At 45.8% G+C, this 22670-nt stretch carries 24 protein-coding genes and 7 tRNA genes; 26 read left to right on the plus strand and 5 right to left on the minus strand.

Features of this window, described 5'->3' with window-relative positions:
* Positions 1-106 precede the first annotated feature (106 nt).
* Positions 107-2101, minus strand: a complete 1995-nt coding sequence (tkt, locus tag vsple_RS11940; protein WP_261882104.1) for a transketolase — start codon at positions 2099-2101, stop codon at positions 107-109.
* Between the two features lie 348 nt (positions 2102-2449).
* Here tkt and metK point away from each other — a divergent pair, with 348 nt between their 5' ends.
* The 9 genes from metK to vsple_RS11985 all read left to right on the plus strand — a co-directional run bounded on the left by metK (position 2450) and on the right by vsple_RS11985 (position 9369).
* Positions 2450-3604 carry a methionine adenosyltransferase gene (gene metK, locus vsple_RS11945; protein WP_261882105.1) on the plus strand — a complete coding sequence of 385 codons (1155 nt, stop codon included), beginning with the start codon at positions 2450-2452 and terminating at the stop codon, positions 3602-3604.
* A gap of 355 nt (positions 3605-3959) precedes the next feature.
* Positions 3960-4757, plus strand: coding sequence for a DUF2189 domain-containing protein (locus vsple_RS11950; RefSeq protein WP_261882106.1), 798 nt, complete (start codon positions 3960-3962; stop codon positions 4755-4757).
* A 77-nt stretch (positions 4758-4834) separates the two neighbouring features.
* Positions 4835-5338, plus strand: coding sequence for a SprT family zinc-dependent metalloprotease (locus vsple_RS11955; protein ID WP_261882107.1), 504 nt, complete (start codon positions 4835-4837; stop codon positions 5336-5338).
* 90 nt (positions 5339-5428) lie between these two features.
* Positions 5429-6160: an endonuclease gene (locus vsple_RS11960; RefSeq protein WP_261882108.1), complete on the plus strand. Its 732-nt coding sequence runs from the start codon at positions 5429-5431 to the stop codon at positions 6158-6160.
* Positions 6161-6308: 148 nt separating this feature from the next.
* The gene (gene rsmE, locus vsple_RS11965) at positions 6309-7040 is read left to right on the plus strand and encodes a 16S rRNA (uracil(1498)-N(3))-methyltransferase (protein ID WP_150869304.1); all 732 of its coding nucleotides are present in this window, start codon (positions 6309-6311) and stop codon (positions 7038-7040) included.
* A 13-nt stretch (positions 7041-7053) separates the two neighbouring features.
* Positions 7054-8004 carry a glutathione synthase gene (gene gshB / locus vsple_RS11970; RefSeq protein WP_261882109.1) on the plus strand — a complete coding sequence of 317 codons (951 nt, stop codon included), beginning with the start codon at positions 7054-7056 and terminating at the stop codon, positions 8002-8004.
* A 93-nt stretch (positions 8005-8097) separates the two neighbouring features.
* Positions 8098-8661, plus strand: coding sequence for a YqgE/AlgH family protein (locus vsple_RS11975; protein WP_261882110.1), 564 nt, complete (start codon positions 8098-8100; stop codon positions 8659-8661).
* Between the two features lie 31 nt (positions 8662-8692).
* Positions 8693-9115, plus strand: coding sequence for a Holliday junction resolvase RuvX (ruvX, locus tag vsple_RS11980; protein WP_032549845.1), 423 nt, complete (start codon positions 8693-8695; stop codon positions 9113-9115).
* 95 nt (positions 9116-9210) lie between these two features.
* Positions 9211-9369, plus strand: coding sequence for a hypothetical protein (locus vsple_RS11985; RefSeq protein WP_261882111.1), 159 nt, complete (start codon positions 9211-9213; stop codon positions 9367-9369).
* Positions 9370-9424: 55 nt separating this feature from the next.
* Here the strand turns inward: vsple_RS11985 and vsple_RS11990 are convergent, their stop codons facing one another.
* Positions 9425-10534 carry a PilT/PilU family type 4a pilus ATPase gene (locus vsple_RS11990; RefSeq protein WP_261882112.1) on the minus strand — a complete coding sequence of 370 codons (1110 nt, stop codon included), beginning with the start codon at positions 10532-10534 and terminating at the stop codon, positions 9425-9427.
* Positions 10535-10549: 15 nt separating this feature from the next.
* Positions 10550-11587, minus strand: coding sequence for a type IV pilus twitching motility protein PilT (locus tag vsple_RS11995; RefSeq protein ID WP_261882113.1), 1038 nt, complete (start codon positions 11585-11587; stop codon positions 10550-10552).
* 26 nt (positions 11588-11613) lie between these two features.
* Between vsple_RS11995 and vsple_RS12000 the strand changes: the two genes are divergently transcribed.
* From vsple_RS12000 to hemW, 7 genes are read left to right on the plus strand one after another with little or no spacing between them, the layout of a single operon-like run.
* Positions 11614-12318 carry a YggS family pyridoxal phosphate-dependent enzyme gene (locus vsple_RS12000; RefSeq protein WP_255229873.1) on the plus strand — a complete coding sequence of 235 codons (705 nt, stop codon included), beginning with the start codon at positions 11614-11616 and terminating at the stop codon, positions 12316-12318.
* A 57-nt stretch (positions 12319-12375) separates the two neighbouring features.
* Positions 12376-13194, plus strand: coding sequence for a pyrroline-5-carboxylate reductase (gene proC, locus vsple_RS12005; RefSeq protein ID WP_261882114.1), 819 nt, complete (start codon positions 12376-12378; stop codon positions 13192-13194).
* 54 nt (positions 13195-13248) lie between these two features.
* Positions 13249-13806, plus strand: a complete 558-nt coding sequence (locus vsple_RS12010; RefSeq protein WP_255229871.1) for a YggT family protein — start codon at positions 13249-13251, stop codon at positions 13804-13806.
* Positions 13806-14096, plus strand: coding sequence for a DUF167 family protein YggU (gene yggU, locus vsple_RS12015; protein WP_255229870.1), 291 nt, complete (start codon positions 13806-13808; stop codon positions 14094-14096). Before vsple_RS12010 ends, yggU begins: the two co-directional genes overlap by 1 nt.
* 28 nt (positions 14097-14124) lie before the next feature.
* On the plus strand, positions 14125-14556 hold the full coding sequence (locus vsple_RS12020; RefSeq protein WP_255229869.1) for a DUF4426 domain-containing protein: 432 nt from the start codon (positions 14125-14127) through the stop codon (positions 14554-14556).
* Between the two features lie 36 nt (positions 14557-14592).
* Positions 14593-15192 carry an XTP/dITP diphosphatase gene (locus tag vsple_RS12025; protein WP_239841281.1) on the plus strand — a complete coding sequence of 200 codons (600 nt, stop codon included), beginning with the start codon at positions 14593-14595 and terminating at the stop codon, positions 15190-15192.
* Positions 15192-16379 carry a radical SAM family heme chaperone HemW gene (gene hemW / locus vsple_RS12030; RefSeq protein WP_261882115.1) on the plus strand — a complete coding sequence of 396 codons (1188 nt, stop codon included), beginning with the start codon at positions 15192-15194 and terminating at the stop codon, positions 16377-16379. Before vsple_RS12025 ends, hemW begins: the two co-directional genes overlap by 1 nt.
* Positions 16380-16717: 338 nt before the next feature.
* Here hemW and glsB read toward each other — a convergent pair whose 3' ends face one another.
* Both glsB and trmB read right to left on the minus strand, forming a co-directional pair.
* Complete coding sequence (gene glsB, locus vsple_RS12035) at positions 16718-17638, minus strand: glutaminase B (RefSeq protein ID WP_261882116.1); 921 nt, start codon at positions 17636-17638, stop codon at positions 16718-16720.
* A gap of 332 nt (positions 17639-17970) precedes the next feature.
* Positions 17971-18690, minus strand: coding sequence for a tRNA (guanosine(46)-N7)-methyltransferase TrmB (gene trmB, locus vsple_RS12040; protein ID WP_261882117.1), 720 nt, complete (start codon positions 18688-18690; stop codon positions 17971-17973).
* Between the two features lie 165 nt (positions 18691-18855).
* On the opposite strand from trmB, the gene mutY reads away from it, so the two are divergent.
* The 10 genes from mutY to vsple_RS12090 all read left to right on the plus strand — a co-directional run bounded on the left by mutY (position 18856) and on the right by vsple_RS12090 (position 22326).
* Positions 18856-19917, plus strand: a complete 1062-nt coding sequence (gene mutY, locus vsple_RS12045; RefSeq protein ID WP_261882118.1) for an A/G-specific adenine glycosylase — start codon at positions 18856-18858, stop codon at positions 19915-19917.
* A gap of 28 nt (positions 19918-19945) precedes the next feature.
* Positions 19946-20218, plus strand: coding sequence for an oxidative damage protection protein (locus vsple_RS12050; protein ID WP_255229863.1), 273 nt, complete (start codon positions 19946-19948; stop codon positions 20216-20218).
* 69 nt (positions 20219-20287) lie between these two features.
* Positions 20288-21421: a membrane-bound lytic murein transglycosylase MltC gene (gene mltC / locus vsple_RS12055; protein WP_261882119.1), complete on the plus strand. Its 1134-nt coding sequence runs from the start codon at positions 20288-20290 to the stop codon at positions 21419-21421.
* 103 nt (positions 21422-21524) lie between these two features.
* Positions 21525-21600, plus strand: a tRNA-Phe gene (locus vsple_RS12060).
* A gap of 75 nt (positions 21601-21675) precedes the next feature.
* Positions 21676-21751, plus strand: a tRNA-Thr gene (locus tag vsple_RS12065).
* 7 nt (positions 21752-21758) lie between these two features.
* A tRNA-Phe gene (locus vsple_RS12070) sits at positions 21759-21834 on the plus strand.
* Positions 21835-21889: 55 nt separating this feature from the next.
* Positions 21890-21965: transfer RNA gene (locus vsple_RS12075), tRNA-Asn, on the plus strand.
* A 71-nt stretch (positions 21966-22036) separates the two neighbouring features.
* Positions 22037-22112 (plus strand) — tRNA-Thr (locus vsple_RS12080).
* Positions 22113-22119: 7 nt separating this feature from the next.
* Positions 22120-22195: transfer RNA gene (locus vsple_RS12085), tRNA-Phe, on the plus strand.
* 55 nt (positions 22196-22250) lie between these two features.
* Positions 22251-22326: transfer RNA gene (locus vsple_RS12090), tRNA-Asn, on the plus strand.
* Positions 22327-22670 lie beyond the last annotated feature (344 nt).

Raw genomic sequence — 22670 nt, forward strand, 5'->3', positions numbered from 1 at the left:
TCTAACTCGCTAAAAATAATTCATGACAACCAATAAAAAACCGAGCTACTCAGAGCTCGGTTCTCTATTTTCACTTCAGCACTCAGGCCTTCGTGGATAACTCACATTAAGCTAGAAGCTCTTGAGCTGTGCTTACTACGTTCTCAGTAGTAAAGCCAAACATCTTGAATAGTTCGCCAGCTGGTGCAGATTCACCGAATGTTGTCATACCGATGATGCGACCGTCGAAGCCAACGTACTTGTACCAGAAGTCAGCAATACCCGCTTCAATAGCGATACGTGCTGTTACGTCTGACGGTAGAACTTCTTCGCGGTAAGCCGCGTCTTGCTTGTCGAATGCATCAGTAGATGGCATTGAAACAACGCGTACTTTTTTGCCTTCGGCCGTCAGTTGCGCCGCCGCTTCTACTGCTAGCTCAACCTCAGAACCCGTTGCGATAAGGATAAGCTCTGGCTTACCTTCACAATCTTTCAGGATGTAAGCACCTTTTGCGATGTTCGCTACTTGCTCTGCATCACGAGGTTGTTGTGCAAGGTTTTGACGAGAGAAGATTAGAGACGTTGGTGCGTCTTTACGCTCGATAGCCAGTTTCCAAGCCACTGCAGACTCAACCTGGTCACATGGACGCCATGTGCTCATGTTCGGTGTTAGACGAAGTGATGCCATTTGCTCAACAGGTTGGTGAGTTGGGCCATCTTCGCCAAGACCGATAGAATCGTGCGTGTAAACTTGGATGTTCTGAACTTTCATCAGAGCAGCCATGCGCATTGCGTTACGTGCGTATTCCATGAACATTAGGAATGTTGCGCCGTAAGGAACGAAACCACCATGTAGTGCGATACCGTTCATGATCGCCGTCATACCGAATTCACGTACACCGTAGTGGATGTAGTTACCAGAGAAGTCATTTGCTTCTAGAGACTTAGAACCAGACCACATAGTTAGGTTCGAAGGTGCTAGGTCAGCAGAGCCGCCCATAAATTCTGGAAGCATTTGACCAAACGCTTCTAGTGCGTTTTGAGATGCTTTACGTGATGCGATATCAGCAGGGTTTGCTTGAAGATCAGCAATGATTTGGTTTGCTTTCTCTTCCCACTCTGCTGGTAGTTCGCCATTCAGACGACGCTTAAGCTCTGCTGCTTCTGCTGGGTAAGCCGCCGCGTACGCGTCAAATTTCGCGTTCCAAGCCGCTTCTTTCTCAGCACCTGCTTCTTTTGCATCCCACTCAGCGTAGATGTCTGCTGGAACTTCAAATGGACCGTGAGCCCAGCCTAGTGCTTCTTTCGTTGCTGCGATTTCGTCGTGACCTAGTGGTGCGCCGTGACAGTCGTGAGAGCCTGATTTGTTTGGAGAACCAAAACCGATGATCGTTTTAGTACAGATAAGCGTTGGACGCGGGTCTGCTTTAGCAGCAACGATTGCAGCGTTGATTGCTTCGATATCGTGACCGTCTACCGCTGGGATTACGTGCCAGCCGTATGCTTCAAAACGCTTAGGCGTGTCGTCAGAGAACCAACCTTCAACTTCACCATCGATAGAGATGCCGTTGTCATCCCAGAAAGCGATAAGCTTACCAAGACCTAGCGTACCAGCTAGAGAACATGCTTCGTGAGAGATACCTTCCATCAGACAGCCATCACCCATGAATGCATAAGTGAAGTGGTCAACGATGTCGTGGCCTTCTTTGTTGAACTGAGCAGCCAATGCTTTCTCAGCCATCGCCATACCAACTGCGTTAGTGATACCTTGGCCTAGAGGACCTGTTGTCGTTTCGATACCCGGTGCGTAGCCATACTCTGGGTGACCTGGCGTCTTAGAGTGAAGTTGACGGAAGTTCTTAAGATCTTCAATAGATAGCTCATAACCGCTTAGGTGAAGCAGAGAGTAAATTAGCATTGAACCGTGGCCGTTTGACAGTACAAAACGGTCGCGGTCTGCCCACTCTGGATTTGCTGGGTTGTGGTTCAAGTGACCACGCCAAAGAACTTCAGCGATGTCAGCCATACCCATAGGTGCGCCTGGGTGGCCTGAATTAGCTTGTTGAACACCGTCCATACTAAGTGCGCGGATTGCATTTGCGAGATCTTTACGAGAAGGCATGTCTGCTCCTGAGTGCATAAGCGATTTGAAAAATGAGAAATAATTGCTAGTTGTTAGCGCGGTTATTCTCTCAAACGCCTATGGTGACTGCAAACGTTTTGCTGAGGTTTTCAAGGTCAGTTTTCGCACTTTTACAACATTTCCCTAGTTTTTAACGGACTAGCATAAGTGAGAAAGCAATCGTTTGGTTATGACATATCATAAAAAAGAGCTTGTAATTCGACCGTTGGAATTTAGAATAGACGTCTAGATGTAGAAACACCTACAGAAATTATTGAATTTGATCTCGGCGCAACCCTCTGCGACGCAGATAGAAACTTTGCACCTAATACTAAAAGTGGAGCTCTCATGGCTAAGCACCTTTTCACTTCTGAATCTGTTTCAGAAGGCCATCCAGATAAAATTGCAGACCAAATCTCTGATGCTGTTCTTGATGCCATCTTAGAACAGGATCCTAAAGCACGTGTTGCTTGTGAGACATACGTGAAAACGGGCATGGTTATGGTTGGCGGTGAAGTAACAACGTCTGCATGGGTTGATATCGAAGAGATCACTCGTGAAACCGTTCGTGAAATTGGTTACGTTCACTCTGACATGGGCTTTGATGCTGACTCTTGTGCTGTACTAAATACAATTGGTAAGCAGTCTCCAGACATCAACCAAGGTGTTGATAAAGCTGACCCTAAAGAGCAAGGTGCAGGTGACCAAGGCATCATGTTCGGTTACGCAACAAACGAAACTGAAATCCTAATGCCAGCACCAATTACTTACTCTCACCTACTTGTTAAAAAACAAGCTGAAGTGCGTAAGAGCGGCAAGCTAGATTTCCTTCGTCCAGATGCGAAATCACAAGTTACTTTCCAATACGACCAAGGCAAGATCGTTGGTATAGACGCTGTTGTTCTTTCAACTCAGCACTGTGATTCAGTAACAACACCTGACCTACGTGAAGCAGTAATGGAAGAGATCATCAAGCCAGTACTACCTTCAGAGTGGATTACTAAAGACACTAACTTCTTCATCAACCCAACCGGCCGTTTCGTTATCGGTGGTCCAATGGGTGACTGTGGTCTAACGGGTCGTAAAATCATCGTAGATACGTACGGCGGTGCAGCTCGTCACGGTGGTGGCGCATTCTCTGGTAAAGATCCATCAAAGGTTGACCGCAGCGCAGCTTACGCAGCTCGTTACGTTGCTAAAAACATCGTTGCGGCTGGCATGGCAGACCGTTGTGAAATCCAACTTTCTTACGCTATCGGTGTTGCTGATCCAACATCTATCATGGTTGAGACTTTCGGTACTGAAAAAGTATCTCACGACATCATCATTGAAGCCGTTCGTCAAAACTTCGACCTACGTCCATACGGCCTGCAAGAGATGCTGAACCTTCTTCAACCGATCTATAAGCAGACAGCAGCTTACGGCCACTTCGGTCGCGAAGAGTTCCCTTGGGAAGCAACCGACAAAGCAGCAATCCTAGCTGACTTTGCTGGCCTAAAATAATTTCGCGCCAAGCAAAAAATTTCCAAAAGCCCTTACCCGCCAGTAAGGGCTTTATTTTTATGCAGTTACCTCTAACTCCCTGCCATATTTCGTCAATTTCTCTAATAAAATTCCACTCAAAAACATCTCGGATAATTTGTGTTTTTTAGCAGTAGTGACAATAGTTAAAGTACTCCTAGGCGATCAAGCTCACATTTGGTGCAACAACTGGTTAAATTACACCCCGTTAGGCAACGCGAGACGGCTCTCTAGGACATGATATTTCAATAACAGCTCAACCAAGATGACTCGCTGCCAGCCGCTGTGAGGACAAATGAGGTTGAATCCAGGACGTTATGTTAACTAAGGGGAAGTTATGCCTCGTACCGCAAATCCATCCGATTTTAAAAAAGACAAAAATAGGGTGAGTGACAGTGAATACGCTCGCACTATTCCATGCAACCAAGTCAGTATTTCTGCGCCCTTTCATTGGCTCTCACTCGCGCTTCACGATCTAGTGCGAATGCCGATGATCAGCGCATTCTATGGCTTATGTTTTATGGCCGCTGCCGTTGCGATTGTTCAGCTGGTGCAATGGCAAGGCACATACCTAGTGGTTATGCCGAGCCTGATTGTCTACATGCTGATTGGGCCGTTTTTGGCTCTCGGCTTATATGACGCTAGTTGGGAGAGAGAGAAAGGCCACAACGCCAGTTTATTCCATTCAATGAAGGCCATCACTCGCAACTCAACCCACCAATGGGCATTTGCGATTGTATTGATGGTTGCGATGATTTTCTGGATGAGAATCGCTGCTCTACTGCATGCTCTATACCCGTCAGTGCAAGGAGCACCGCTGGCTGAATTTGCTCCTTTCTTAATCACGGGCTCTGTCGTCGGCTTCGTTATCGCTAGCCTGATTTTCAGTATCTCAGCCTTCTCTATTCCACTTATGATGGAGCGCCGAGTTGACGTGATGAGTGCGATATTCACTAGTTTCAACGCAGTGAAATCGAACCTGCCGGCGATGGTGGTCTGGGCGGCTATCATTTGCGGCGGTATCTTAATCGGGTTTGCCACTTATGGTGTCGGTATGATCGTAACCATGCCACTACTCGGCTACGGTACATGGCACGCCTACCGTGAGACGATCAAGAAAAATCACCATATGTAGTACCTGATCTCGATCAGAACCAATGATAGGATAAGGCCTTAGCATCTAGCTAAGGCCTTTTGTTTGGAGTCTCATCTTTGTCGTCTTACAACCCATTGCATCATCGAGCCAATAAGAAGTTGGCGGAATGTATTTATATTGCAAACTCGCACTTCTCTCGCCAATTTCCAATACCAAAGCTAACTTACCAAGTACGAGGAAAAGCAGCAGGCAAAGCTTATCTTCAACTCAATGAGATACGTCTAAATTCGGTGCTGTTCAATGAAAATCAAGACGCCTTTATTGCAGAGGTGATCCCTCATGAAATAGCTCACCTTATTACCCACCAAGTCTTTGGCCGTGTTAAGCCTCATGGTAAAGAGTGGCGGTATGTGATGGAGCAGGTATTCAAGGTGCCAGCAAAGACCACGCATAGCTTTTCGGTGAACTCAGTTCAAGGGAAAACATTTGAATACAACTGCGGCTGTACCCTCTACCCCCTGACCATCCGCCGTCACAATAAAGTGCAGCGCAATCAAGCAAGCTACCGCTGTCAGCAATGCAACCAGCTACTCACTTTCACCGGTAAACAGCTCAGCTAGACACAATAGAGCTAGCAACAAAATGTAATAGAGAAAAATGTCATTTGAGTGCTAGACTGATAATTATCATACTTTTATCAGTCTTTTTACATGAGAAAATCACCTTCAAAAGCATTTGGCCTATCGGTGTCTTTTTACCTCTCAGCACTATTTGGCCTACTGGTGACCCAAAGCGTTTTCGCCGCACCACCAAGCTCTTTTTCCAAAGCCAAACGCGAAGCCGTAAAAATCTACCTTGACCATCCAACCTCTTTTTATTGTGGTTGTGACATTACTTGGAAGGATAAAAAGAAAGGGATTCCTGACCTTGAAGGATGCGGCTATGAAGTCAGAAAGCAGCAGAGGCGAGCTTCTCGCATCGAGTGGGAGCATGTGGTGCCGGCATGGCAATTCGGCCACCAGCGCCAGTGTTGGCAGAATGGCGGTCGTAAGAACTGCACCCGCAATGACAAGGTTTTTAAATCAATGGAAGCCGACCTCCATAACCTAACTCCTGCAATCGGAGAAGTGAATGGTGATCGCTCTAACTACAACTTCAGCCAATGGAATGGTGTTGATGGCGTTAGCTATGGCCAATGTGAGATGCAGGTCAACTTCAAACAGCGCAAGGTAATGCCACCCGATCGCGCCAAAGGTTCGATTGCGCGTACCTATCTGTACATGAGCAAAGAATACGGCTTCAAGCTATCGAAACAACAAACTAACTTGATGATGGCATGGAATAAGCAATTCCCTGTCGATGAGTGGGAATGTACTCGTGATGAACGTATTTTCCGCATTCAAGGCAACCATAACCCGTTTGTTTACGAGAATTGTAAGTAACCCACCTTGCCTCCTTAAATCTCTGTTTTGGATACCAGAGTTTCAAATTACTTTGAAACTCTGGCGCTGCCCTTGTTTTTTCTTCATCGCGCATCCATGTTAGGCTGAGATATTAAACCCCAGATTAACAATTTACAGGTCAACCAACATGAGAATCCCTCGAATTCACCACCCTGAACCCATTCAACAATTAGGTTCTCTTGCACTTGGCGAGGATGCTGCAGGGCATGTTGGACGCGTATTGCGCATGAAAGAGGGCCAAGAGGTTCTGCTTTTTGATGGTAGCGGAGCTGAGTTTCCGGCTGAGATCACCGAAGTATCGAAGAAAAATGTGACGGTTAACGTGACAGAGCGTATCGAGCGCAGCAGTGAGTCACCGCTCGACCTGCATCTTGGTCAAGTTATCTCTCGCGGCGATAAGATGGAATTCACCATCCAAAAATCGGTAGAGCTTGGCGTCAACACCATTACCCCACTCATCTCTGAACGCTGCGGCGTGAAGCTTGATGCAAAACGCTTCGAGAAAAAGCTAGCTCAATGGCAGAAGATTGCGATTGCCGCCTGTGAGCAGTGTGGTCGTAACACCGTACCTGTAATTCGCCCTATCATGCAGCTCGAAGAGTGGTGCAGTGAGCCAAGCGAAGCGCTTAAGTTAAACCTACACCCTAGAGCTAAGTACTCAATCAACACTCTGCCAGAGCCTATTAGCAAGGTTCGACTGCTGATTGGTCCAGAGGGTGGTTTGTCAGCTGAAGAGATCAGCATGACAGAACAATATAAATTTGAAGAGACGCTACTTGGTCCACGTGTTCTACGCACGGAGACTGCGGCTCTAACTGCAATTACAGCTTTACAAGTTCGTTTCGGCGATCTTGGTTAAACGGAGAAAAATAATGATCAAACTCGGTATTGTGATGGACCCTATTTCGTCCATCAACATCAAAAAAGACTCTAGCTTTGCCATGATGCTTGAAGCGCAACGTCGCGGCTACGAAATCCATTACATGGAGATGAACGATCTTCACCTAGATCAAGGTGTTGCGATTGCGGATACTAAGGTTGTTGAACTTCAAGAAGATCCAAACGGCTGGTATGAATTCAAGTCAGAGCAAACTATCGCACTGTCTGACCTCGATGCTGTTCTAATGCGTAAAGATCCTCCGTTTGATACTGAGTACATCTATGCGACTTACATCCTAGAGCGTGCAGAAGAGAACGGTGCACTCATCGTAAACAAACCACAAAGCCTTCGTGATTGTAACGAAAAACTGTTCACAGCGTGGTTCCCAGAGCTAACGCCAACCACTATCGTTACACGTAAAGCGGAAAAGATTAAAGAGTTCCGTGAGAAGCATGGTGATGTGATTCTTAAGCCTCTTGATGGCATGGGTGGCGCTTCTATCTTCCGAGTAAAAGAAGGTGATCCAAACGTATCTGTGATCATTGAGACACTAACTAATCACGGCCAGAACTACGCAATGGCTCAAACTTTCGTTCCAGACATCAGCAATGGTGACAAGCGTATTCTTGTGGTGGATGGGGAGCCAATGCCTTACTGCCTAGCACGAATCCCAGCAAAAGGCGAAACGCGTGGCAACCTAGCAGCGGGCGGAACAGGGGAAGCACGTCCTCTTAGCGAAACTGACTGGGCAATCGCCAAAGCAGTTGCTCCAACTCTAAAAGAGAAAGGACTGATTTTTGTTGGTCTTGATGTGATTGGTGATAAGCTAACAGAGATCAACGTAACTAGCCCAACTTGTATTCGTGAAATTGAAGGCGCCTTTGATATCTCGATTACCGGTAAACTAATGGATGCGATTGAACGCCGTATCAGCGCAAAATAACCTAAGCTTATCATTAGACAATAATATTAGCTGACTGAGTTAGCATGAGAGCGGCGACCCAGCCGCTCCTTTTCCTTTAGAGCAGGAGGTACTATGAATCTCACTAACCATTTTCTGGTCGCAATGCCTGGAATGAAAGATCCTTACTTCCAAAACTCAGTGATCTACCTTTGTGAACACAACGACGAAGGAGCAATGGGGCTGATGATTAACGCTCCCATTAACGTCACTGTAGGCAATATGCTCAAACAGGTTGAAATCGATGCCACCCAGCCTAAGTTGAATCAAGCCAGTTTAGACAAACCCGTCTTAAGTGGCGGCCCTGTTGCTGAAGACAGAGGCTTTATTCTGCATAAGCCTAACGGCAATTACCAATCCAGTATCAGCATGACGGATCAGCTCTCTGTCACGACATCGCGTGACATTCTTACGGTTCTAGGCACCGAGGATGAGCCTCAACACTACGTTGTCGCTTTAGGCTACGCAGGTTGGGAACCCGGACAGCTAGAAACAGAACTGACTGAGAACTCTTGGCTCACTGTTGAGGCCGACCCTAAAGTCATCTTTGACACCCCTATCGCAGAGCGTTGGAAAGTCGCCGTTCAGATGCTCGGAATCAACGCGGCGCAGCTGTCGGCAGAATCTGGTCACGCATAACCTTTATCCATCTCATCAATTTGGAAACACTATGTCACGTACAATTATGGCATTCGATTACGGTACAAAAAGTATCGGTAGCGCTATTGGTCAAGAAATCACAGGCACAGCGAGCCCATTAAAAGCCTTTAAAGCAAAAGATGGCATCCCCAATTGGGACGATATTGAAAAGCAGATCAAAGAGTGGCAACCCGATCTCATTGTTGTTGGATATCCAACAGATCTTCACGGAAAAGAGCTAGAGACTATTACCCCACGAGCAAAAAAGTTTGCTAACCGCCTAAAGGGACGTTTTGGTGTTGATGTTGAACTGCACGATGAGAGACTCTCTACGGCTGAAGCGCGCGCTGAGCTGTTTGACATGGGCGGCTATAAAGCCTTGAGTAAAGGTAATGTTGATAACCAATCTGCTGTGGTGATCCTAGAAAGCTGGTTTGAAGCACAATATTCATAGAAAAAATTAAGTGGTCAATAGTTCGACTTTTTTGTGATCTCGCTCTTCAGTTATGACGTACCACTGATGCACCCATAATCAAAATGGACGTTCTTATGAAAATTATTCTAGTTGTGTTTGCCGTTCTCGCCATATCCGCTTGTAGCTCATTAAACAGCTCTTCAGGCTACAGTGGTAATCAGTACCCTGAGAAAATAAAGCTTGAAAAAGAGAGAGGTTACTACTCTGACAACCGCGGTTTTTCACACAATTAAGCTTCATTAAACTCAAAGATTTAAAAGCCCTGAACTCTTTCAGGGCTTTTGTTATTTAGCCCATATCAATTTTCACGCCGGCCAGAGAACCACTGCCGTAATCACCGTCACCGCGCTGCGTTTTTAACATTAACCTGAGATCGTTCGCCGAGTCAGCACTGTGGAATGCATCCTCTTCACTGATTTTCCCTGCAACAACTAAGTCATACAATGCTTGATCGAAAGTCTGCATTCCAATCTCTTTCGACTTTGCCATCGTTGCTTTGAGCTCATGTAAATCACCACGACGAATAAGATCTGACACACGTGGGCTGTTGAGTAAGATCTCAAACACACCATGACGACCATTGCCATTTTTGTCTCGTATGAGCTGCTGCGCCACAACGCCACGTAGGTTCATCGACAGGTCAAACAAGAACTGCTCTTTCTGCTCTTTCGGCACCAAATGAAGAATACGTTCTAACGCTTGGTTGGCATTATTTGCATGTAGCGTTGCCATACATAGATGCCCCGTTTCAGCAAAGGTCATCGCGTATTCCATGGTTTCACGGCTTCGAATCTCACCAATCAAGATCATATCGGGTGCTTGGCGTAACGAATTCTTAAGCGCAATTTCGTAGCTCTCTGTATCTAAACCCACTTCACGCTGGGTGACAATGCACTTCTTGTGCTCATGCACAAACTCAATCGGGTCTTCCACCGTAAGAATATGACCTGAGCGATTATGGTTGCGATACCCCGTCATCGCTGCCATCGACGTCGACTTACCAGAACCTGTTGCACCAACCACCAGCACAAGGCCGCGCTTAGCGATTGAGAGGTCTTGTAAAACATCCGGGAGCTTTAACTGCTCAAAGGTTGGGATATTAGTTTCAATACGACGAATAACTGCACCAGGGAGCTCCCTCTGGAAGAAGGCACTGACACGAAAGCGACCACTATCTCGAACGATCGCAAAGTTCGCCTCGCGTGTTTGACGGTACTCGTCACGTCGCTCTTGATCCATCATTGCGTCTAGCAGCTGTGACACTTGATCTTCATTGAGAACTTCACCTTGCGGACGCAGCTCTCCATCCACGCGAAACAACACTGGCGCGTCAACCGTGATATAAAGATCGGACGCCTTTTGCGACAGCATTCCCTCGAGGATCTGGTTCAATTCCATTATCAATACCTTTGATTAAAACAGTGCTGTTTCGATTTCAATTTTGTTTTGGACTTCATCTGAGTCCACCACGCCTTGAGCAATCAACTGTTTGGCATTTTGCTCCATTGTTTGCATGCCATGTGCAGCCCCTGTTTGAATGATGGAATACATCTGAGCGACTTTATCCTCACGAATCAAGTTACGAATAGCTGGTGTTGCCATCATAATCTCATGACAAGCGACACGACCTCCGCCTACTCGCTTCAGTAGCTTCTGAGCAATCACCGAGCGCAATGACTCAGACAGCATTGAGCGCACCATGTCCTTATCACTGCCTGGAAACACATCAATAATACGGTCAACGGTTTTAGCCGCAGAGCTAGTATGTAGCGTACCAAACACCAGGTGGCCGGTTTCAGCTGCAGTTAAAGCTAAGCTGATCGTCTCTTGGTCACGTAACTCTCCCACTAAAATAACGTCTGGGTCTTCACGCAGTGCACTGCGCAGCGCCGCTTTAAAGCTGTGAGTATCACGATGAACCTCACGCTGGTTCACTAGGCACTTATTGTTGGTATGAACAAATTCGATAGGGTCTTCAATAGTAAGGATGTGTTTGTTGTGGTTACGGTTTACATAATCAACCATCGCCGCCAGTGTCGTCGATTTACCTGAACCCGTTGGGCCAGTGACTAAAACCAAGCCTTTCTCAAAGTTAGCAATCTTTTCAAAGATATCAGGAGCACCTAACTGCTCGAGTGTTGGGATCTCAACTGGGATAGTTCGAAACACCGCAGAACAACCACGCGACTGGTTAAATGCATTCACACGAAAACGTCCAACATTCGGCAACTCAAATGAAAAGTCGACTTCCAGCTTCTCTTCAAACTCACTGCGCTGTGAATCGTTCATGATCTCAAAAACCAAACGATGGACATCAGCATGGCTCAAAGCCGGTATTCCGAGCTTCCTAACTTCACCATCTATACGTACCATTGGAGATACACCCGCAGAAAGATGTAGATCTGACGCGTTATGCTTTACACTAAAATCCAGTAACTCAGTGATATCCATTTATTTTCCTTTAAGTAAAGTCAGCTATGAGTAGTATTCAACAAAATATCGAGCAAATCACCTCGCAGATTCGAACTGCAGAGAAAAAATGTGGCCGAACTCCAGAGTCGGTGCAACTTTTAGCCGTTAGTAAAACAAAACCGAATGACGCGATTCTTGAAGCGGCACTCGGAGGACAGGTTGCCTTTGGTGAAAACTACGTTCAAGAAGGTGTTGATAAAGTAAAACACTTTTCAGAACAACATTCTAACCTTAATTTGGAATGGCATTTTATTGGGCCAATCCAATCTAATAAAACGCGACCGATTGCAGAAAACTTCCAGTGGGTGCACTCCATTGAGCGCGATAAAATAGCTCAACGCTTAAATGATCAGCGTCCTGCAGGGTTAGAACCACTTCAAGTTCTCATTCAGGTTAATACCAGTGGTGAAGATTCAAAATCAGGGACTGATGAAGAATCAGTTTTTGCACTGGCGGAGTTGATTTCGTCACTTCCCAACCTCACTTTAAGAGGATTGATGTCAATTCCTGCTAACGTGTCGGATTATGAATCGCAACTCGCTGCATTCAATCAACTCTCAAGCTTGCAGCAAAAGCTCAGCTCAAAATACGACAACATAGATACACTATCTATGGGTATGAGCGGAGACATGGAAGCTGCAGTTGAAGCAGGAAGTACTATGGTACGTATCGGTACAGCGATATTTGGTGCACGTAATTACGCAAAATAGTTTTAATCGTATTATCTCATCAGCTTTTAACTGGTGATGAAGCTCAGGATTGTATATATGGAACATAAGAACATCGCCTTTATCGGTGCAGGCAACATGGTACGCTCTATCGTGGCGGGTTTAGTTGCGAGTGGTTACCCTGCTGACAAAATTACCGCGACAGCACCATCAGAAACACGCAGAATACCGCTTGAAAAAGAGTACGGTATCAATACAAGCAGTAACAATATCGACGCCGCTACACAGGCTGACGTAGTGGTACTCTCTGTAAAACCACAAATGATGGAAGAGGTGTGCAAGCCACTCCAACAGGTCGATTTTAGCAACAAACTCGTGATCTCAATTGCAGCAGGCATCAACGCATCTCGATTTGATGAGATGCTAGACTCTTCACTGAGCCTTGTTCGAGTGATGCCAAATACACCATCGCTGGTTGGCAAAGGCATGAGCGGTTTGTTTGCCAATGCCAAAGCAACTGAAGGTGATAAAACCTTCGCGGCACAGCTGATGCAAGCCGTAGGCAAAGTCACTTGGGTTGAACAAGAATCTGGGATTAACAACATCATTGCTGCCGCAGGTAGTGCTCCAGCTTACTTCTTCCTATTTATGGAAGCGATGCAAGCGGAAGCCATCAAACAAGGTTTTACGCCTGAAACGGCACGCCAATTAGTGCAGCAATCTGCACTCGGTGCCGCAGAGATGGTTGTCGCAACCCCTGACACAGAGCTTTCGACATTGCGTGAACAAGTGACATCTAAGGGCGGCACAACCGCTGAAGCTCTGCGCACCTTTAATGAGAATCACCTATCAGAGATTGTCGCCAAAGCGATGCAAGCTGCGGTTGCAAGAGCTGAAGAGATGGAAAAACTATTTTAAGAACAGCATAGTGGTCACTGAACCGCTATAAATCACTCCGAAGAAGGAACCCATATGAACTCGATGAGCTTTTTGATCTCGACCATTTTTGATCTCTATATCATGGTGGTGATCTTACGTATTTGGTTGCAGGCGTCACGTGCTGACTTCTACAACCCGTTCTCACAATTCATCGTAAAAGCCACTCAACCGGTTGTAGCCCCACTGCGTCGTGTCATTCCATCAATCGGTAGCATTGATATGGCGACAGTATTGTTTGCCTACGCATTGTGCGTACTGAAGTTTGTTGCCCTCAATCTGATCATCTCAGGTGGCGCTGCCGTATTTGACATCAGCTTCCTAATATTTGGGGCTCTTTCACTACTGAAAGCGGCAGGTGGCCTACTGTTCTGGGTACTATTGATCCGCGCAATCCTAAGCTGGGTTAGCCAAGGTCGTAGCCCAATCGAGTATGTATTCCATCAACTTACAGAACCAATGCTAATCCCAATCCGCCGAATTCTTCCTGATATGGGTGGTTTCGACCTTAGTGTATTAGTGCTGTTTATTGTTCTGCAGTTTGCTAACTTCTTGATGGGTGATCTGGTTGGCCCGATCTGGTTCCAACTATAATGTCTGTGGCCGTTTGGAGAGAGGAAGATGACATTCTTCTACGGCTTTACATCCAACCTAAAGCAAGCCGAGACAAAATCATCGGCTTGCATGGTGAAGAGTTAAAAATCGCCATCACAGCACCTCCTGTTGATGGCAAAGCAAATGCCCATTTAACCAAGTATCTATCGAAGCAATTTAAAGTCGCGAAAGGACTGGTTATGATCGAAAAGGGCGAGCTAGGTCGACATAAACAAGTTCGAATATGTTCCCCTAGCCAAATACCGAACGAAATTAAAGCCATCTTGTGATGGCTTTTTGCTATTTATTGGAGTCACTATGCGTTTATGGATTACAGCACTACTTACAAGCTTGATTGCGCTGCCAACTTGGGCGGGGCAATTTAAAAACATCAAAGACGTTGAGGTGCACTACTCTGCATTCAACTCAACATTCCTCACCGCTCAGGTGGCTAAGCAGTACCAGTTAAAAAGAAACAACTACTCAGCCATCTTAAACATCAGCATTCTAGATACTTCTGCACTAGGCAAACCCGCTACGACTGCTAAAATCTCTGGAACTGCAAGAAACTTAGTCGGCAATACTCGGACTCTGGAGTTTCGTGAGATCAAAGAAGGCGATGCGATCTATTACCTCGCCGAGTTCCCAATCACACACGAAGAGAACATCACATTTGATATCGATGTTAACTCTGGCTTAAAAGGTGCAGGCCCGCTTCGTTTTACCCAAAAATTTTATGTTGAAGAGTAACCTCTTCACTTCCACTATTTAAATGTAGAGTTACCCATGAATAAGATCGTTCTAGCTACCGGCAATCAAGGCAAAGTTCGCGAAATGGCAGATCTTCTGTCTGACTTTGGCTTTGAAGTTTTAGCACAAAGTGAATTCAACGTGTCTGAGGTTGCAGAAACCGGAACTACTTTCATCGAAAATGCGATCATTAAAGCGCGTCATGCAGCCAAAGAAACAGGGCTTGCAGCCATTGCGGATGACTCTGGTCTAGAAGTTGACTACCTAAAAGGCGCACCAGGCATCTACTCAGCACGCTACGCTGGCGAAGATGCATCAGATCAAGAGAACTTAGAAAAGCTTCTAAAGGCGATGGAAGGTGTGCCAGAAGCCGAGCGTACCGCCCGCTTCCACTGTGTTTTAGTATTAATGCGTCACGAGAACGATCCAACACCTATCGTCTGTCATGGTAAATGGGAAGGCCGAATCCTAACTGAAGCGCATGGCGACAACGGCTTCGGTTACGACCCTATCTTCTTCGTACCTGAAGATAACTGCGCCTCAGCGGAGCTTGAACCAACACGTAAAAAGCAGCTATCTCACCGTGGTAAAGCACTGGCTACGTTGTTCAAAACGCTAAAAGAGCAAGCTCAGTAATGAGTCAAGCGACACTGATTCCACCAGCTCTGAGCCTGTATGTTCACATCCCGTGGTGTGTCCAGAAATGCCCATACTGCGACTTTAACTCACATGCTCTAAAAGCCGACATACCGGAGAACGAGTATATTGATGCCCTGCTTGAGGATCTTGATACTGATATTGAAAGATATCACCTCAACCAGTCGCCGAGACCTCTACACTCGATCTTTATTGGCGGTGGAACACCGAGCTTATTCTCCCCTAAAGGTATCGAGCGAATGCTTAAAGGGATTGAGCAACGTATCCCGTTTAAGGCTGATATCGAGATCACCATGGAGGCAAACCCTGGCACCATCGAGGCGGAACGCTTTGCCGGTTATCGAGGGGCAGGAGTCACACGTATCTCGGTCGGCGTGCAAAGCTTTGAGCAAGAAAAATTAGAACGGCTAGGACGCATTCACGGCCAAGATGAAGCGGTCAACGCGGCTCATCTTGCACATAAGATCGGCCTAAACAGCTTTAACCTCGATCTTATGCATGGTTTGCCGGATCAAAGCATTGATCAAGCTCTGGCAGATCTAGATAAGGCGATCGAGCTCGATCCACCACATCTGTCTTGGTATCAGCTCACTATTGAGCCTAATACCATGTTCTACTACAAGCCACCTACGCTGCCGGACGATGATGACCTATGGGATATTTTTGAGCTGGGGCATAAAAAACTGGCTGATGCAGGTTATGTGCAATATGAGATCTCTGGCTACAGTAAGCCTGGCTATCAATGTCAGCACAACCTCAACTACTGGCGCTTTGGTGACTACCTCGGCATCGGTTGTGGCTCTCACGGTAAACTGAGCTTTAGCGATGGTAGAATCGTACGCACCACTAAGGTTAAACACCCTAGAGGCTATCTCGCTGCGTATCAAAACCTTGCTAAACCTTATCTTTCGGATGAGTTTGAAGTGGGCAATGAAGATAGGCCATTTGAATTCTTCATGAACCGCTTCCGCTTAATGGAGGCCTGTCCAAAGCAAGACTTCTTAGATGCGACAGGGCTGGGCTTTGAAGCGGTTCAGCCAACAATTGAATGGGCAAAAGAGCTAGGTTACTTGAGCGAAACCGATACTCACTGGCAAATCACCGAAAAAGGAAAGCTGTTCCTCAATGACCTGTTAGAAGCCTTTATGGCGGAAGAGGACGATTAGTTCGAGATTCGAGATTCGAGATTCGAGATTCGAGATTCGAGATTCGAGATTCGAGATTCGAGATTCGAGATTCGAGATTCGAGATTCGAGAAAAATGATGAAAGGGTTGGCTTTAGGGTCAACCCTTTTTTAGCTTGCGCGAAGAAAAAAACAGATTCCCGACTACGCTCCTTCGTCGCTATCGGGAATGACGGTAAATACTGTCATTTGTAATTGAAACACTAGCTTAACTTCGTCATCCTCAAGAACGAGGAACGAGTGAGTTGGGGATCTCTAACCTACACCACAGCGAAGCGCTCTATAGGACGAAGTCCGTGCTCGCATCTCGCATCTTTCTTCTAAAAAATCGAGCGACCAATACGCTCTGAAAGCAGTTCGAGAGCCTTGGTGCCAGCCAATGAGTTGCCAGAAGGATCAAGCTCTGGAGACCACACAGCAATCGTCATCTCTCCCGGTACGATAGCGATGATGCCACCGCCGACACCAGATTTACCCGGCATACCAACGCGATATGCAAATTCACCAGCACCATCATACAAACCACAAGTCGCAAGCAATGCATTTAACTGTTTCGTTTGAGTTGGAGTAATCACCTGCTTCTTAGTCTGTACTGAAGTGCCTTTATTCGCTAGGTAACTAAAGGTCTTCGCTAAATCGACACAAGTCATTTTAAGCGCACAAGCATGGAAGTAATTATTCAATACCGGAATCACTTCATTGTCGAAGTTACCAAATGAGCGCATCAAATAAGCAATCGCCGCATTGCGATCACTGTGCATCATCTCAGAGGCGGCCACTATCTTGTCGTAAACAATATGCGTATCACCAGAGAGCTGACGTACAAACTCCAACAAACGCTGTCTTGGTGCAGATAGGCGACTGTGCAATAAATCTGAAACCACGATCGCACCCGCATTGATAAACGGATTACGTGGAATACCGTGTTCCATCTCTAACTGAATCATCGAGTTAAACGCTTGGCCGGAAGGCTCTTTGCCCACACGTTGCCAAATCTCTTCTGGCTTATAGAGCACCATAGCCAGTGTCAAACTAAGCGCCTTAGAGATTGACTGAATAGAGAACGCTTCTTCTGCATCACCTGCTTGGATCACCTCACCTTCATTGGTGTAAACGGCAATAGCAAGCTTTTGATTCGAAACTTTGGCCAGAGCCGGAATGTAATCAGCCACTTTTCCTTGGCCAATCAAAGGGCGAACTTCTTCTAGAATCTCCGCCAAAATAGCTTGTGTCGGTTTCATGCTTGTGTACTTCTGTATTGTTATTCTTGTAAGGCTGGCGTGTCACACCATTGATTTATACCAATCACAGTAAGTAAGTGATCAAAAATAGCGCAGGAAAAAGGCTTGAGAACAAGGCAGCATTTTTCGATAAGTAGTTATTCTACAATCAAAAATTCTAACGCAGTTATCGAGCATTTTAACAATCTAGGGTGAGCAATTATTTACTACGATTGGTATTATTCATCAGCTAAGGACAAAAAAGCCAACATTACAATAATGTTGGCTTTAATCAATACTACAAAGTGTAGGGACAATTGCTCAGTAATTGAACTGACTCACTTTATTTTAAATTACTTAGTACGTTTGTACTTAATATCCCATACGCCGTGGCCTAAACGGTGACCACGAGCTTCAAACTTAGTTAGTGGGCGATCATCTGGGCGAGGAATGAAATCACCCTCTTCTGCGATATTCTCGAAGCCAGGAGCCGCGTTCATCACTTCGATCATGTGCTCTGCGTAGTTTTCCCAGTCAGTCGCCATGTGGAAGATACCTGTTTCAAGGTGTAGCTTCGCACGAACCATCTCAGCAAACTCAGCTTTAACAATACGACGCTTGTGGTGACGCGCTTTGTGCCACGGGTCTGGGAAGAATAGCTGTAGCGTATGAAGGCTGCTATCTGGGATCATGTGCTCGAACACTTCAACCGCATCGTGACACATCACGCGTAGGTTAGTTACGCCAGCATCGCGTGCAGTACCAAGACATGCACCAACACCTGGACTGTGAACTTCGATACCTAAAAAGTTTTTCTCTGGCGCATTCTTTGCCATTTCAACCAGTGATGCACCCATACCAAAGCCGATCTCTAGTACTACAGGGTTATCGTTACCGAAAACTTCTTTCCAATCTAGAAGTTCTGGGTTGTAGTCGATACCCATAGTTGGCCAACACTCGTTCATCGCGTTCTCTTGGCCTTTGGTTAAGCGGCCTTCGCGGCGAACAAAGCTGCGGATCTTACGAACCAGTTTGCCGTCTTCAGTATATTCGTTAGTGGTCACTTCACTCATTGATTTTTGCCTGCACATTGATTAATCAAAGCGGGGATTATCCAAAGAATTGCCGTCTGTGCAAGTCTTTCTGCTGATAAATTCCCACACAATTTGTCTGTTTTACATCCAACCACAAGTGTGGTGCAATTTCGTTTCTAATAATAGCAAAGCAATGAGCAAGTCGTGACTCCTTTCGCATCCGCCATATTAAAGTGGTATGACGCCTATGGGCGCAAAGAACTCCCATGGCAACAAAACAAAACCGCCTACTCCGTTTGGCTCTCTGAGATCATGCTCCAGCAGACGCAAGTCGCTACTGTGATCCCATATTACCAACGGTTTCTGGAGCGCTTTCCAACCGTTATCGATCTTGCCAATGCAGAGCAAGATGAAGTGTTACACCTTTGGACAGGCCTTGGTTACTACGCAAGAGCGCGTAACCTACACAAAGCCGCAAAGATTGTTGCCACTGAGTATGGTGGAGAGTTTCCAACCGACATTGAAGAGATGAACGCCCTACCCGGCATTGGACGCTCAACCGCTGCAGCCGTGCTGTCATCTGTCTATAAGCAGCCTCATGCGATTTTAGACGGCAACGTAAAGCGAACCCTAGCTAGAAGCTTTGCCGTCGAAGGTTGGCCAGGACAGAAAAAGGTCGAAAATCAGCTTTGGGAACATGCTGAGTCAAATACTCCCAAACAAGATGTCGATAAGTACAACCAAGCTATGATGGATATGGGCGCTATGGTGTGTACTCGAAGCAAGCCGAAGTGCACCTTGTGTCCAATTGAATCGATGTGTGAGGCAAATAAGCTCGGCCGTCAGCTCGATTTTCCGGGTAAGAAGCCCAAGAAAGAGAAGCCTGTAAAAGAGACTTGGTTTGTGATTCTTTATCACGACAATCAGGTTTGGTTGGAACAACGACCGCAATCCGGCATCTGGGGAGGGCTATTCTGCTTCCCTCAACATGAAAATCAGGAGATTGAACACCAACTCGACATCCGCTCGATTGGTTCAGCTTCCATAGAAAACCAAGAGACTCTGATTGCGTTTAGGCATACCTTTAGCCATTACCACTTAGATATCACCCCTGTCTTAGTAAAATTAGACAAACAACCAGATTTGATAATGGAAGGGACAAAGGGTCTCTGGTATAACTTATCAAAACCTGAAGAGATAGGCCTAGCTGCTCCTGTTAAACAGCTATTGGAAAGCCTAACCTTTGAATTAAACGATGACGTTTAAACAGACGAATACGACAAGAGGAACCATTATGAGCCGCACTGTATTTTGTGCTCGCCTACAGAAAGATGCTGAAGGCTTAGATTTTCAACTTTACCCAGGTGACTTAGGTAAGCGTATTTTCGACAATATTTCTAAAGAAGCATGGGCACAATGGCAAAGCAAACAGACCATGCTTATCAATGAGAAGAAGCTAAACATGATGGATCCTGAGCATAGAAAACTGCTTGAGACAGAAATGGTTAACTTCCTTTTCGAAGGTAAAGATGTCGTGATTGATGGCTACACACCACCAAGCGAATAAGGCATTTATTTACACCAAGTTTAATGACATCATAGCTCGCGCTGTGATGTCATTTTTGTATGAGGATCTATGAAAAAGCTGAGTTACTTCCTAGCGGTAATGCTACTTACCGGTTGTAGCCGAGAGTTCATTGAGAGCATTTATGACGTCAACTATGAACCGACCAACCGTTTTGCAAGCAACCTAGCCGAGCTACCAGGTCAATTTGAGAAAGATACTGGTGCACTCGATGCTCTGATCAACAGCTTCTCGGGTAACATTCAAAAACGTTGGGGTAGCAGTGAAGTAAAGATTGCAGGTAAAAGTAACTATGTGAAATACATAGACAATTACTTGAGCCGTTCAGAAGTAAACTTCTCTAAAGGTCTAATTACCGTCGAGACAGTTGCATCGACGGAGCCCAAAAAACACCTAAAAGATGCCATCATGACAACCTTGCTGACACCCGATGATCCAGCAAGTGTCGATCTCTTCTCCTCCAAAAGCATCAAGCTAGAGGGCCAACCGTTCCTCTATAACCAAGTTGTTGATCAAGACAAAAAGCCCATTCAGTGGACTTGGCGCGCCAATCGATTTGCTGATTACTTAATAGCAAACAACCTAAAAACCAAGAACGTTGACTTCAAAAAAGCCTACTACGTTGAGATCCCGATGGTGGCTGATCACGCGAGTATGCGTAGCTATAAATACGCAGACATCGTTCAACGCGCATCAAAGCGCTATGACATCCCAGAAGATCTTATCTACGCCATCATCAAAACTGAGAGTAGCTTTAACCCCTACGCCGTCAGTTGGGCTAACGCCTATGGTTTGATGCAGGTCGTGCCTAAGACGGCTGGCCGCGATGTCTTTCAACTGGTGAAAAATAAATCGGGTGAGCCTAGCCCTGAATATTTATTTAATCCAGAAAACAACATTGATGCAGGTACTGCGTATTTCTACATTCTTAAAAATCGCTACTTAAAAGACATCCGACACCCAACCACTTTGGAGTACAGCATGATCTCTGCATACAACGGAGGCACGGGAGGAGTGTTAAATACCTTTAGTCGTGATAGAAAACGCGCCATGAATGACCTTAACTCCCTGCAACCTAATCAAGTTTATTGGGCATTAACCAAAAAGCATCCCAACAAAGAGTCGCGTAGATACTTAGAAAAAGTAACAAAATTCAAAAAAGAGTTTAACCAAGGCAAAACCTAACCCTCACTTTTGAATAAAAAAACAACTAACGAACGTTTTTTTTAATTATTTTGAAAAAAGGTGTTGACGGTTATGCAGAAAATCCGTTTAATAGCGCTCCGTTGCCCGGATAGCTCAGTCGGTAGAGCAGAGGATTGAAAATCCTCGTGTCGGTGGTTCGATTCCGCCTCCGGGCACCACAATTTGATTTGTTGGTGTCAACGCTTTTTAACAGGAAGCATTAGCACGGACAAAAGCACAAAGAATATTAGTGTGCCGACTTAGCTCAGTAGGTAGAGCAACTGACTTGTAATCAGTAGGTCACCAGTTCGATTCCGGTAGTCGGCACCATTCTTTTGCCTCGATAGCTCAGTCGGTAGAGCAGAGGATTGAAAATCCTCGTGTCGGTGGTTCGATTCCGCCTCGAGGCACCATTATTTGGTGCTTAACAGATAATGGTCTTTAAGACCTGATGTTGACACAAATAATTCCCCCTTAGTTCAGTTGGTAGAACGGCGGACTGTTAATCCGTATGTCGCAGGTTCGAGTCCCGCAGGGGGAGCCATATACAATTGAAATGATTGATATCATTTCATATAAAATGAAGAGTAACGTCTTCAGTAAAAGATATAGTGTGCCGACTTAGCTCAGTAGGTAGAGCAACTGACTTGTAATCAGTAGGTCACCAGTTCGATTCCGGTAGTCGGCACCATTCTTTTGCCTCGATAGCTCAGTCGGTAGAGCAGAGGATTGAAAATCCTCGTGTCGGTGGTTCGATTCCGCCTCGAGGCACCATTATTTGGTGGTTAACAAACAGTGGTCTTTAAGACCTGATGTTGACACAAATAATTCCCCCTTAGTTCAGTTGGTAGAACGGCGGACTGTTAATCCGTATGTCGCAGGTTCGAGTCCCGCAGGGGGAGCCATTTTAGAGAAAGCCTCATCACATGATGAGGCTTTTTCGTATCTAACGCTCCTGCTTTGTGCCAAAGCAATGTCTCAGTCGAACCGTCCTAGTTTGAGCTTTTTTAATAGCCCTCTTTTTGATACAAGCTATCAAGCACATCTTTTTTGCCACTCAGAGATTCACCCTTTCAAACGAAAACCTATACAACACATCAATACAACCGTTCTTTAGCACTACTGACAAGCTTCATCCTTGCTCACAAAACAATCAGCCGCTTACATTTACGATACAAAACGACACATCATTACTTTTTTTGCGTCGTAAATTTAATCTCTATCATACTTTCATATTTTTCCGATATCT

It is taken from the genome of Vibrio pelagius, from assembly GCF_024347575.1.
Lineage (GTDB): Bacteria > Pseudomonadota > Gammaproteobacteria > Enterobacterales > Vibrionaceae > Vibrio > Vibrio pelagius.